Consider the following 12,999-nt stretch of genomic DNA (forward strand, 5'->3'; position numbering starts at 1 on the left):
TATTTTATCATTACCCACATTACCGGCATTTATGCCGGTTTTTTTTATGCTTTTTCATAATCAAAGCATCAAATACATATAAAAAACAAATTATATTCACGCCAACAGCCATCAAATCAAAACACATAACTCATTGATAAAAAATGATAATTATAGACTATATATTCTTAGTCACTTATATAGCCTGTATTATAAAAAACCAAATAGAAACAAATTGAAATATTTTAAATACCTTTGTTACATGTTATTTTTTAAATTCCATGAACTTCATAGAATAGTATCAATTTGTAGTTTTGTTGAAGTGGCTACATATTCATATAAATTATTATCATAAGGGAATACATAATGAACAGAAAAGTTCTGGCACTGCTTGTCCCGGCGTTATTAGTGGCAGGCGCAGCAAATGCGGCTGAAATCTATAATAAAAATGGCAACAAACTCGACCTGTACGGCAAAGTTGATGGTCTGCGTTACTTCTCTGACAATGCAGGCGACGATGGCGACCAGTCCTACGCCCGTATTGGCTTTAAAGGCGAAACGCAGATCAACGATATGCTGACCGGCTATGGTCAGTGGGAATACAACATTAAGGTGAACACCACCGAAGGCGAAGGTGCAAACTCCTGGACTCGTCTGGGCTTTGCCGGTCTGAAATTCGGCGAGTACGGCTCTTTCGATTATGGCCGTAACTATGGTGTTATCTACGACATTGAAGCCTGGACCGATGCGCTGCCGGAATTCGGCGGTGATACTTATACCCAGACCGATGTCTATATGCTGGGCAGAACCAACGGCGTTGCCACCTACCGTAATACCGACTTCTTCGGTCTGGTGGAAGGCCTGAACTTCGCGTTGCAGTACCAGGGCAATAACGAAGATCCTGGCGCAGGCGAAGGAACAACCAACGGCAGCGATGCAGGTAGTGGTTCTCGCAAACTGGCCCGTGAAAACGGCGACGGTTTCGGTATGTCTACCTCCTACGACTTTGACTTCGGGTTAAGCCTGGGTGCGGCCTACTCTTCCTCTGACCGTACGGACAATCAGGTTACTCGTGGGTATGGTGATGGCCATCATTACTATGCCAATAGCTATGCCGGCGGTGAAACTGCCGAAGCCTGGACCGTAGGTGCCAAATATGACGCCTACAATGTTTACCTGGCGGCGATGTACGCTGAAACCCGCAACATGACCTATTATGGCGGCGGCGATGGCGGTAATGGCGGTATCGCTAACAAAACCCAGAACTTTGAAGTGGTTGCGCAGTATCAGTTCGATTTCGGTCTGCGTCCGTCCATCGCCTACTTGCAGTCTAAGGGCAAAGATTTAGGCGGCCAGGATAAAGATAGCCGTGGTAACTATCGTTACACCGACAAAGATCTGGTTAAATATGTTGACGTTGGTATGACTTACTACTTCAACAAAAATATGTCCACCTACGTTGATTATAAAATCAACCTGCTGGACGAAGATGATGACTTCTACGCAAACAACGGTATTGCAACCGATGATATCGTAGGTGTTGGTCTGGTCTACCAGTTCTAAGACGCTTTATGTTATTCAAGCCCGTGCTTAGCGCGGGCTTGTTATTATAGGGCAAGAATTAAATAACGGATAAGGGCACAAAGACAGGTTGACCTGGTTTCATCGGATAGATGAAGACAACGTCGCTTTTTTCAGGCGCTGTCTGCAAGAGAAATAACACCTTTGGGGAAAGGTAAGCCACTATAGATGATGGATGTCAGCGTCTATAGATGATAATCATCCGGGCATAAAAAAGCTCCTGTACGGAGCTAATATGAATTATTTTCTAAAATCTGGCGGAACCTGTCCTGAGCGAATGTATAATCCAACATTATCAAAAGTGATCATGGTTGACTTACAAAAAATACATTTCGCGCCAAACGGGTTTTGCTCAGTAACATCGAATGTCGATGTTCTGTATTGTGAACCATGGCAACATGGACACCGGAAGTGAATTTTATTAGTAATATTAGTTGCCTTAAAGCGCCACAACGTTGACCGCTGATGGACCTTTTGGTCCCTGTTCTACTGAAAACTCCACTTCCTGATTTTCATTCAGAGTGCGGAATTCATTACTTTGAATGGCGGAAAAATGCACAAACACATCTTTGCTGCCATCTTTAGGCGTAATGAAACCAAAGCCCTTTTCAGGGTTAAACCATTTTACTAAACCAGTGATTTTCGTCGTCATAATATTGTTACCTTTTGAATGAGCCCTTGGGCAAAATGGCCTGAAGAAAATTATCAGAGAGAAAAAAACCTAAAGGAGATCTCAAGAGGAACAAATGATGAGAAATATTACAATCACTACTTCAGATAAGTTTGTATCAAACCGCACAACCATTAACGCATGGTTAACTGCACATAGCAAGCTTTAGTTTTGTTAAAAAAATATTAATTGTTTTTTAGTATTATCACGCTGATTGCCATACTCTTTTTATCCATGCCCGTCGCTACGGCTGAAACCTGGCGTAAATAAGTGACGTCTCATAACGCCTACCTGGCAATAAACGCGCCACATTTCCTGATGTCGTAAACCAGGATACATGCGCCTCATCGTGAGAGGTTCCTGTGATCTTGTGCGACCAGTTTATAAGGGTGGTCAAGCAGAGAATTAGTGTGTTCATTATGTTTACAGGCAAGCCATAATAACCGCGACAGCGGCGTTGAAATCTGTGTTGATGGCTTAGTCTGAGAGGAATAAAACCGGCTGATGAATGACTCAAGATGCTACATTTTTACAACGAAACAGGCATCTCCTGGAAAATGATAGACAGGAAAGTAATCTTTCTTTGTTCTGTCGAACTGTATTTTATTGATTTCGTCATGGCAAAGGCTTGCTTTATCTACCGGAATTAATTGTAACTGCTGAAAAATCCTTTGCTCCAGAGACTGATATTCAAAAATCTGAAAAATATTACTTCCATCACTGACAAGAACGCCACAATAGATATTACACTGCCCGCTCTCTGGTAGCGGTAGATTCAGTGAATGCGCCAGTAATCGTTGCAGCATAACATATTCATAGCCCAGTAATGGTGTATCCATTATATGACTGGGTGGAGAGATGTAATCACCTTCAGTTTTCACCCTCCAGCTATTGCTCATAAAATGATATCACTGTTCAGGTAACAGAGTCGATTAACTGGATCATCCTTTCCCTTCATTAAAAATATTTTATTTTTTCTGGTTTTAATCCGCCGAAAGATCACCGGAGACTGAAAATAGATGGATAGCGTAGGGTGCCCATAGAGCGCATAACGCCATATTTCACTGGCTGTAATCTCTTCATTAGCTTGCTTTTTTATAATATTAACGGCTTCATAAATCGTTACCCGGACCGGCATGACAGAATTGTTACTGTGATAAGGAACCGAACTCATATCACATCCTCCTTTATTTATCTTCCAGAGGGACTCAATATCATCGTCAGTTATTACAAACAGAAACACCACTGGCAAATAAAAATCAAATACTAAAATTGATACCAGACACATTAACAATAATCAGGGAATATCAAAATAGAACATTTCATTTGATTTATGAATACAAAACAATTCTCCTGAAATTATCAATAACAGGATATAATAAAAACAATAACTAGAGTCTTTTAATTACATCGCCATCCAATACACACTTCAGGAAAACATATGAAAATCTGTTCAATGATTTATTTATGCACAACAATATTTTTATTGAGCGCCTGTGTGCGTTCCCCCATTGACGCAAAGAAAAAGGACGTCCCCAGAACGGAAAGTAGTATCAGTAAAAATATGGCCAGTCAGTTAACAGATAAAGATATCTTTGGTAACGAGACCACACTTGCCGTTTCAGAAGAAGATATCCAGGCCGCACTGGAAGGTGAGAAATTCAGCGTACCGCTGAATTCTGCCGTCATTCTGGTTCAGTCTGGTAATCGCGCACCGGAAGCTATTATGCAGCAGGAAATGAGCAAGTATTATACTGTTGCGACGTTCTCTGGCATCCCGGACAGACAAAAGACTGTGACCTGCAGTAAAGACAAAATTAAAGACGGAAATCAGGACATTGCTACTGCCGAAAATATGAACTGGATGCAGGCGCTGCGCTATGTTGCCGCGAAAGGACATCAGAAAGCCATTATCGTTTATCAGGATACGTTGCAGTCTGGCAAATATGACGCCATGACAAAAAACACCGTCTGGTCAGATTTTAAAAATGAAAAACTGACCGACAGCGTATCGTTGCGTTATCTGGTGCGTTTCACCTTAGTGAACGTGGCTACGGGCGAATGGGCCACCTGGTCGCCACTCAACTATGAGAATACAGTACTTCCACCACAGCCGGGGAAAAAAGATTCCGCAGAGGCAACTACAGAACAGCAGATTTCGCAGCTCAGGCAAAGAACCTATGCGTCAATGGTGAAAGATCTGGTGAACCGCTACCAGTAAACGAACAGTGCCAAATACGGAGCCGGTGGACTCTCCGCTGACATAAATCCAGAGGAGCTGTCGCTCCGCTTTTTAAGTCTTTGGATTCAACACTGTCAGCGGGGTTTCTGATCCTACCCGCGTAATATGGGCACAACCCTAAGCGAGGTTCTGGTTTTCAAATTGTTCCGGACTGAGACCGCCACAGGCACTGTGACGACGCCACCGATTGTAATCACACTCAATATAATTAAACACTGCTGTCCGCATTATTTCCCGGCTGACAAAGTCCTCTCCGTGGATACATTCCACCTTCAGCGTATGGAAGAAGCTTTCCGCACAGGCATTGTCGTAACAACAACCTCTGGCGCTCATACTTCCCCGCAGATTATGGCGTTTCAGTAAGCTCTGGTAATCCGTAGAACAGTACTGACCGCCTCTGTCTGTATGCACGATGACATTTTCCGGACATTTACGCCGCCACAGCGCCATCTGTAACGCATCGCAGGCAAGCTGTGCCGTCATCCGCGAAGACATCGACCAGCCAATGACTGACCGCGACCACAGATCGATAACCACGGCCAGATACCAGTGCGAAGATACGTGATGTCACCCACCCACTTCTGATTCGGGCCGCTGGCGTAAAAGTCCTGCTTCAGCAGATTCTCTGAGACTGGCAGACCATGTTTGCGGTAACTGACCGGACGGAACCGGCGCGAGGCTTTCGCCCGCAGCCCCTGCCGACGCAGGCTGGCCGCCACGGTTTTCACGTTGAACTGGTAATCCTGAGCACGAAGCTCATCCGTCAGGCGTGACGCACCATAGCGTTGTTTTGCGTCACTGAATGCTTCCCGGACGACGTTATCACAGACAAGGCGGAACCGCTGACGCCGGTTTATCTGATGACGACGCTGATGCCAGACGTACCAGCCGCTACGGGCAATCTGAAGTACACGGCACATGGCTTTGATATTGAACTCAGCCTGATGGTTTTCGATGAAGACATACTTCATTTCAGGCGCTTCGCGAAGTATGTCGCGGCCTTCTGGATAATGGCCAGTTCCTCATCCCGTTCTGCCAGTTGACGTTTCAGACGAGCGATCTCAGCGGACATCTCCTGCTCGCGTTCAGAAGAAGAGAGCTGATTTTGCTGTTTGCTTCGCCAGTTGTAGAGCTGTGATTCATACAGGTTAAGTTCGCGGGCGGCAGCGGCCACCCCAATGCGTTCAGCCAGTTTCATAGCTTCCTGACGAAATTCAGGCGTGTGCTGCTTGCGTGGCTTTTTGGTGGTTGATGCTGGTTTTGTCATGTGAGTCACCTCTTACTTGAGAGTTTACTCACTTAGTCGCGTGTCCACTATTCTGGGTAAGATCACTCTGCCTCGCCCGTCACGACTGGAATTGTGAAGGCGTTCAAGTTCAACTTTTTCTTGGTCAGTAATGAACATTTTCTTAGCGAGTAGAATGATCTTCTGTCGCTGAAAAATCAAGCATCTTCAATAATCACGGGTATAAATGCTTACACTCTTTATCTCTATCTGTGTCATCTCCATTGAGATTAGTATGGTATTTTTCAATATATTCAGTGGAAAGTGCTTTAGCTTTTTCAATTTCTTTAGTTTCTAATTTTCCCATGATTACGTTTCGTGAGGTATCAGCCTCTTTAAAACCATTATAAAATGCCACTGAGAACCAGGCGTAGGATTGCTGATAATCTTTAGATAATTCATCTGTACCATCAGAATATAATATTCCAAGATTATTTTGAGCTACCGCATATCCCTGACAAGCAGAAATATTCAATAATTTTAATGCCTTATTTCTGTCAACAGGCAGATTACCCAATCCTTTTGCATAAAATAGAGCAAGTGAATTTCTTGCGCTCATTGAACCAAGATCTTCCGCTTTGCTATACCATGTTGCAGCCTGAACATCATCTCTTGGAATGCCCAATCCATAATTATAGATGTGTCCCAGATTATAAATAGCAACTGGATTATTGGATTCAGCAGCCTTTATAAATAATTTTCTGGCTTGAACATAATCAATCCCCCCCCTTTGCCATCCATGAATAGAATGCCTAAATTTATTTGAGCATTGGTAAAGCCTTGATTTGCCGCCTTACGGTAAAATTCTTTTGCTAATTGAAGATCTCTGCTTCCACCCCAACCATTTTCATAGAAAAGACCGAGATTAAATTGTGCTGGTGCGTAACCTTGTTTTGCAGCCTGATTATACCAATACATTGCTTTTGTGTAATCCTGTGGGATACTGTTACCACTCCCATAAGCAAGCCCCAGATCTGTTTGTGCTTTCATATCCCCCTGTTCTGCTAACTTGGTTAGATGTGCTATATCACTATTCGCACTCACATTTTCCAAACTATCATTTGAATGATAAAGCCAAGCAATAACTCCTCCAAATAAAACAATTACTGTAAAAACCATCATTAATATGTTTTTCTTCATGTTATCCTTCAGCTTACTATTGTTAAAATAGATGGATTTCTTACTGTTACGTTATCCATAACAGTGATTACTGTTTCGCCTTATAGGAAAAAAGAGCGTCAATAAGGTAATCGGATACCTTACCCTGAAAACTGGAATCTCCTTCATTTATAAAGCTTTTTCCGCAAGTTAATGCCAAATTTGTTGGATCTCTTTCTCCGTCTTTTATCATGGACTTAACTACATCTTTAATACATGCAGAACCTTTTTCTGCAACAGTTGCCACTCCGAAACTCGTACCAGCTATACCAGTTATAGTTGAACCTACTGATATCCCGAAAACATATTTAGATAACGGATTGTATACGTTATGCATAGTTTCCATATTATGTATCACTCCTGCTGCTTCTTGTGGTGTTAGATAATGTACTGCCGAACCAGCTTGCTGGCATATTTCCCTAAATCCTCCATATCCAAGAGAATCCCAACCTGATAATCCTAAAGGATCTATATTCAAAATCGGATTCAGCGGATACTGATACAGGTTCAGCCCGCCTTCCAGCCCTATCGGATCTTTGGTGATATACTTTCTTTGCAACAAATCATAGTGTTGGTGATATAGATCCGGTTGGTTTCTGCATCGTACTATCGTTTTATTTTTAATATATTTTCCTGGCCCACTACAGGAATTATGCGATTCCTCTCATTATTATTCATCTTTCTCCCATGTATCTACATTTCCATCGTTCAATAACATAACGATTTCATTCTCATTAATTTTATTTTTTGAGCATTTATAGTTTTTTTTATTCTTGAATAACACTACACCTTTGTTATCTATGAAATATTCGTGATTATCTTCATATATATATATTCTAATGTTTTCATCATCGAATAGATAACATTTATTCCCATGTGGGCTTAGTAATGCTAATACTTTTCCATGATTTCGTTGCAGCAATTCTTGCACCCCTCCTTTCACTGCAAGTCTTTTAATTCCCCCCCTTGTTATTGGTGTATAGGTTTGAATACGAAAAGGAATACGGAAAAATAGCATTTTCGCATCGCAAAAAAATGGTAAAATACAGACAAGCAACAATAATGTATTTTTAATGATTTTTTGAAGATGCAAAGAAAATACATAAAATTTCATTAAGCAGGGAGGGCTTATCTTTATCATCAGTATTTCATCCTTGGTGGGATTCCCATTTCTTTGCGGACAGGGTTCTCATGTTTTTTGACATTATTCATATGTCCTGGTCCGTCGTCATTTTCACCCATTGCATGCCCCATTTCGTGGGCGATAACTACACTTAATGGCGTAGGTGTCAGTTTGCATGCTTTACCTTTTCCTTGATATTGGCATGCGGCATGGTCAGAATCTATTTCAATATAGAAAGTATATTCGGAGGGATCGTAGCATGTATGTTCCATACCTTTCCTCGGTCCTCTAAATATATAATCATGATCAGATAACTCCATTTTTTCTATCATTTCCTGACCATGTTTTGTCTTCCTTACAGATTCGTATGCCTCTTTCATAGCTTTTTGCTGTTCTTCGTCACCCTTAAAAGTCACCTTTAATCCCAATGGATCTGTACCTGTGACAGGGTTCAGCGGATACTGGTACCCGTCATGCCCATGAAAATGACGACTGGCGTACAGAACTGAATGCCTTCTGGCAGACATGGGGCGAACAGTTGAATAACGTCCTGCCGGAGCGGATGTTAGCCCCCGGCTCCCGCAGTTCCCTGTTCAGCTTTGTCCGCCAGATCCAGGGGGGCCGCGAGCCGCTGATCGCCCTGCTGAACGGGCTGCTGGACGGGGAAAATATGGATATGATGCTGCGCGGCGTGTACCTCACCTCCTCCCTGCAACGCGGCCAGATAGACGATATTTTTATGCAGTCCGCCGCCCGTCAGTTCCGGCTGGGCAGCAGTCCGCTGACCGCCTGGCCGCTGGTGGACACGTTACCGTATTTCACCCGTAATCTGTTTCCGCAGACCTTACTGGCTGAGCCGAACCTCGCCAGTGAAAGCCGCGTCTGGCTGATGCAGTCCCGCCGCCGGTTGTCCGTGTTTTCCGCCACTGGCGGCATCGCCGCCCTGCTGCTGATTATCGGCTGGCATCACTATTACAATAACAACTGGCGTTCCGGCATCACCGTACTGGAGCAGGCCAAAGCTTTTATGTCGGTTCCGCCACCGCAGGGTATGGACGATTATGGCAACCTGCAACTACCGTTACTTAACCCGGTGCGTGACGCCACGCTGGCCTACGGCGACTGGGGCGATCGCAGTCGTCTGGCCGATATGGGATTATATCAGGGCAGGCGTGTCGGCCCATATGTGGAGCAGACCTACCTGCAACTGCTGGAGCAGCGTTACCTGCCCGCCCTGTTTAACGGCCTGGTCAAAGAGATGAATGCCGCGCCTGCGGAGAGCGAGGAGAAGCTCGCGGTATTGCGCGTTATCAGAATGCTGGAAGATAAAAGCGGACGCAGCGACGAGGTGGTGAAGCAGTATATGGCGAAACGCTGGAGCGATAAATTTCACGGCCAGCGCGATATTCAGGCACAGCTAATGTCTCATCTGGACTACGCGCTGAAACACACCGACTGGCACGCGGAGCGTCAGGCAGGCGACGGCGACGCCATCAGCCGCTGGACGCCGTATGACAATCCGGTCGTGGCGGCGCAGAAAGAGCTCAGCAAACTGCCCGTCTACCAGCGCGTTTACCAGAGTCTGAAAACGCGGGCGATGGGCGTGCTGCCCGCTGATCTGAACCTGCGTGACCAGGTGGGCGCCACGTTTGATCAGGTCTTTACCTCCGGGGATGATAATAAGCTCATTGTTCCGCAGTTCCTCACCCGTTACGGTCTGCAAAGTTATTTTGTCAAACAGCGCGACGCGCTGATCGAACTGACGGCGATGGATTCCTGGGTGCTGAACCTGACCCGCAGCGTGAAATACAGCGACGCCGACCGGGCGGAAATCCAGCGCCAGCTCACTGAACAGTATCTCAGCGACTACACCGCCACCTGGCGCGCCGGAATGGACAACCTTAACGTGCGCAATTACGAATCCATTGCGCAACTGACCGGGGCGCTGGAGCAGATCATCAGCGGCGATCAGCCGCTCCAGCGGGCGCTGACGGCACTGCGCGACAACACGCAGCCTGCCGTTCTCTCTGAAAAACTGGATGACAAGGCGCTTCAGGAGGCGATGGCGGAGCCGGATTACCAGTTGCTGACCCGCCTGGGGCATGAATTTGCCCCGGAAAACAGCACGCTGGCGGTACAGAAAGACAAAGAAAACACTCTCCAGGCGGTCTATCAGCAACTGACGGAGCTGCACCGTTACCTGCTGGCTATTCAGAACGCGCCGGTGCCGGGAAAATCAGCGCTGAAAGCGGTGCAGCTACGGCTGGATCAGAACAGCAGCGATCCTATTTTCGCCACCCGCCAGATGGCGAAAACCCTGCCTGCCCCGCTCAACCGCTGGGTGGGCAAGCTGGCGGATCAGGCCTGGCATGTGGTGATGGTGGAGGCAGTTCACTATATGGAAGTGGACTGGCGCGACAACGTGGTCAAACCCTTTAATGAACAACTCGCCGACAATTATCCGTTTAACCCACGCTCACAGTCAGATGCGTCGCTGGATGCGTTTGAACGCTTCTTTAAACCGAATGGCGTACTGGATACCTTTTATCAGCAGAACCTGCGTCTGTTTATGGAAAACGATCTGAGTCTGGAGGACGGGGATAACAACGTGATTATTCGTGAGGATGTCCGGGAGCAACTGGATACCGCACAGGAAATCCGCGAGGCGTTTTTCAGCAGACAGAACGGCCTGGGCGCGCAGTTTGCCGTGGAAACTGTGTCGCTTTCCGGCAACAAACGGCGCAGCGTGCTGAATCTGGACGGGCAGTTAGTGGACTACAGCCAGGGCCGCAATTACACCGCCCATCTGGTCTGGCCGAACAACATGCGTGAAGGCAATGAAAGTAAGCTGACGCTGATAGGCGTCAGTGGCGGCGCGCCGCGCAGCATCAGTTTCAGCGGGCCGTGGGCGCAGTTCAGGCTGTTCGGCGCCGGGCAACTTACCGGCGTTCAGGAGGGGACATTCAGCGTGCGCTTTAACGTGGACGGCGGAGCGATGGTGTACCGGGTACATACCGATACGGAAGATAACCCCTTCACCGGCGGGCTGTTCAGTCAGTTCCGGCTGCCGGATACCCTGTACTGAGGAGGCTGAAATGAGTCAGGACGCACTCACGCACATTATTGTTACCGGCCAGGATCCGCGCGGCCTGCCGGAGTTCAGCGCCCTGCGGGAAGAGATCAACAAATCGTCTCACCCGTCGCAGCCGGAGCTGAACTGGAAACTGGTGGAATCGCTGGCGCTGGCCATTTTTAAAGCCCATGGCGTGGATCTGCACACGGCCACTTATTACACCCTGGCGCGCACCCGCACGCACGGCCTGGCCGGATTTTGCGAAGGGGTGGAGCTACTGGCGGCCATGATAAGCCACGACTGGGACAAATTCTGGCCGCAGGATGAGTCAGCCCGCACCGGGATGCTTGACTGGCTTAATTCGCGCACCGGCAATATTCTGCGCCAGCAGCTGTCCTTCTCCGGCGCGGACCTGCCGTTGCTGTACCGCACCGAACGGGCGTTACAGTTGATTTGCGACAAACTCCAGCAGGTGGAACTGAAACGCCAGCCGCATGTGGAGAACCTGCTTTATTTTGTGCAGAACACACGTAAGCGGCTTGAGCCGCCGCCGAAAAGCAGCGTGGACATTCCGCCGCAGACCACCGTCAGAACGTTGATCTACGCCCCGGAGAGCACGCAGCCCCTCACGGCGGAAAACCTTCCGCCCCTGCCTGAGTTGCCGGAAATGAAGGTGGAAGTCCACCACGGCGCGGTGGAGGATCCAGAGCCTGTCGCCAGGGCCACGTCAGGCCGGACTATAAAAGGCTTTATGGCCGGTGTCGTCTGCGCTGCGGCTGTCGCAGCCGCACTCTGGTGGTGGCAGGTGTACCCGATGCAACAGCAACTGGCGCAGGTAAGGGACACGGCGCAGGGCGCGGCAATGCTCTGGCTGGCCTCGCCTGAACTGGACAGCTACGGGCAGCGGTTACAACAGCTTCCCGACGCCTCGCCGCTGCAACTGCTGGAGGCGGGGATGCAGATGATGCATACCGCAGACAGCCGCTGGCCGGAGAGTCTGCAACAGCAGCAGGCAACAGCGCAGTGGAATGAAATCCTGAAAACCCGCGCGCAAAGCAGCCCACAAATGCGCGGCTGGCAGCAGGCGCGCCAGAATCTGCGTGACTTTGCTGACCTGATGATGCAGCGGGAAACGGAGAAGCAGGGCTTTACCCTCTCCTATATTAAAACGGTGACCTGGCAGGCGGAACGCCTGCTGAACCAGGAAACGCCGCTGGAGTCCCTGCTGACGCAGTACCAAGATGCCCGCGCTCAGGGACGGAATGCGGAGGTGCTGGAAAAACAAATTAATGAACGGCTGGATGGGGTGTTAAGCCGCTGGCTGTTGCTGAAAAACAATGTAGTGCCGGAAACGGCAACTAAAGCCCCCCCGAAAATAATAGTTAAATCAAGGAGATTAACATGGCCAATTTAATTTATTTAACACTGAACGGTGAAAAGCAAGGATTGATTTCAGCAGGTTGTTGTTCCCTTGACTCTATCGGTAATAAAGCACAGTTACTGCACCTTGATCATATTATGGTATATGAACTGACACATGGGTTAAGTCGGGATCAAAATGTCAATCATCATTCAGTTACGATAAAAAAACCTGTCGATAAATCATCTCCTTTACTGGGAAAAGCAATTAACGATAATGAAATATTGACCTGCACTTTTGATTTTTATCGAACAAATCGATTTGGTATTAATGAAAAATATTACAAACTGGAATTAAAAAACGCCCGAATTAGTGATATTAATTTCTCGATTGCGCATGTAGTCATTGACAGTGAAGCACAACCTCAGGAAAGTATTTCTTTTATATATGAATCCATAAACTGGGAACACTGTATTGCCGGGACCAGTGCATTCAGTTTATGGGATGAGAGGGTGTTTTAGTAAAAAT

At 47.0% G+C, this 12,999-nt stretch carries 13 protein-coding genes and 2 pseudogenes; 5 read left to right on the forward strand and 10 right to left on the reverse strand.

Annotation, left to right across the window (positions count from 1 at the left end):
- The first annotated feature begins 345 nt into the window (after positions 1 to 345).
- A complete protein-coding gene (gene ompS1 / locus J1G48_RS13775) occupies positions 346 to 1,542 on the forward strand; it encodes a porin OmpS1 (protein WP_001080664.1) in 1,197 nt (398 codons plus the stop codon).
- A 258-nt stretch (positions 1,543 to 1,800) separates the two neighbouring features.
- Here the strand turns inward: ompS1 and J1G48_RS13780 are convergent, their stop codons facing one another.
- The 4 genes from J1G48_RS13780 to J1G48_RS13795 form a co-directional block, all read right to left on the reverse strand.
- Positions 1,801 to 1,989 (reverse strand): hypothetical protein, encoded by a 189-nt coding sequence (locus tag J1G48_RS13780; protein WP_024131109.1) that lies wholly within the window; start codon positions 1,987 to 1,989, stop codon positions 1,801 to 1,803.
- Positions 1,990 to 1,999: 10 nt separating this feature from the next.
- Positions 2,000 to 2,212: a cold-shock protein gene (locus J1G48_RS13785; RefSeq protein ID WP_000208509.1), complete on the reverse strand. Its 213-nt coding sequence runs from the start codon at positions 2,210 to 2,212 to the stop codon at positions 2,000 to 2,002.
- A 539-nt stretch (positions 2,213 to 2,751) separates the two neighbouring features.
- Positions 2,752 to 3,129, reverse strand: coding sequence for a hypothetical protein (locus J1G48_RS13790; RefSeq protein WP_001574179.1), 378 nt, complete (start codon positions 3,127 to 3,129; stop codon positions 2,752 to 2,754).
- Complete coding sequence (locus J1G48_RS13795) at positions 3,126 to 3,404, reverse strand: hypothetical protein (protein ID WP_001675348.1); 279 nt, start codon at positions 3,402 to 3,404, stop codon at positions 3,126 to 3,128. The genes J1G48_RS13790 and J1G48_RS13795 overlap by 4 nt, the downstream gene beginning before the upstream one ends.
- Positions 3,405 to 3,671: 267 nt before the next feature.
- On the opposite strand from J1G48_RS13795, the gene J1G48_RS13800 reads away from it, so the two are divergent.
- A complete protein-coding gene (locus J1G48_RS13800; RefSeq protein ID WP_000686693.1) occupies positions 3,672 to 4,451 on the forward strand; it encodes a hypothetical protein in 780 nt (259 codons plus the stop codon).
- 138 nt (positions 4,452 to 4,589) lie between these two features.
- Here J1G48_RS13800 and J1G48_RS13805 read toward each other — a convergent pair.
- The 6 genes and pseudogenes from J1G48_RS13805 to J1G48_RS13835 all read right to left on the reverse strand — a co-directional run bounded on the left by J1G48_RS13805 (position 4,590) and on the right by J1G48_RS13835 (position 8,466).
- Positions 4,590 to 5,739, reverse strand: a pseudogene (locus tag J1G48_RS13805) (IS3-like element IS1230B family transposase).
- A 193-nt stretch (positions 5,740 to 5,932) separates the two neighbouring features.
- Positions 5,933 to 6,382, reverse strand: a complete 450-nt coding sequence (locus tag J1G48_RS13810; RefSeq protein WP_012543341.1) for a tetratricopeptide repeat protein — start codon at positions 6,380 to 6,382, stop codon at positions 5,933 to 5,935.
- Between the two features lie 62 nt (positions 6,383 to 6,444).
- Positions 6,445 to 6,897: a tetratricopeptide repeat protein gene (locus J1G48_RS13820; protein WP_001675351.1), complete on the reverse strand. Its 453-nt coding sequence runs from the start codon at positions 6,895 to 6,897 to the stop codon at positions 6,445 to 6,447.
- 67 nt (positions 6,898 to 6,964) lie between these two features.
- On the reverse strand, positions 6,965 to 7,477 hold the full coding sequence (locus J1G48_RS13825; protein WP_001574177.1) for a hypothetical protein: 513 nt from the start codon (positions 7,475 to 7,477) through the stop codon (positions 6,965 to 6,967).
- Between the two features lie 108 nt (positions 7,478 to 7,585).
- On the reverse strand, positions 7,586 to 8,056 hold the full coding sequence (locus tag J1G48_RS13830; protein ID WP_000590999.1) for a hypothetical protein: 471 nt from the start codon (positions 8,054 to 8,056) through the stop codon (positions 7,586 to 7,588).
- Positions 8,056 to 8,466 (reverse strand): M91 family zinc metallopeptidase, encoded by a 411-nt coding sequence (locus J1G48_RS13835; RefSeq protein ID WP_000523609.1) that lies wholly within the window; start codon positions 8,464 to 8,466, stop codon positions 8,056 to 8,058. The genes J1G48_RS13830 and J1G48_RS13835 overlap by 1 nt, the downstream gene beginning before the upstream one ends.
- Before the next feature lie 32 nt (positions 8,467 to 8,498).
- On the opposite strand from J1G48_RS13835, the pseudogene tssM reads away from it, so the two are divergent.
- The 3 genes and pseudogenes from tssM to J1G48_RS13850 all read left to right on the forward strand — a co-directional run.
- Positions 8,499 to 11,123 (forward strand): annotated as a pseudogene (gene tssM, locus J1G48_RS13840) (type VI secretion system membrane subunit TssM); the annotation flags it as partial.
- Between the two features lie 10 nt (positions 11,124 to 11,133).
- Entirely contained in the window at positions 11,134 to 12,525 is a 1,392-nt protein-coding gene (locus J1G48_RS13845) for a type VI secretion system ImpA and VasL domain-containing protein (RefSeq protein WP_000076067.1), read from the forward strand.
- On the forward strand, positions 12,513 to 12,992 hold the full coding sequence (locus tag J1G48_RS13850) for an Hcp family type VI secretion system effector (protein WP_001284963.1): 480 nt from the start codon (positions 12,513 to 12,515) through the stop codon (positions 12,990 to 12,992). Before J1G48_RS13845 ends, J1G48_RS13850 begins: the two co-directional genes overlap by 13 nt.
- Positions 12,993 to 12,999 lie beyond the last annotated feature (7 nt).

The organism is Salmonella sp. SAL-020, assembly GCF_017372215.1.
In the GTDB taxonomy this organism is placed as follows: Bacteria; Pseudomonadota; Gammaproteobacteria; order Enterobacterales; family Enterobacteriaceae; genus Salmonella; species Salmonella enterica.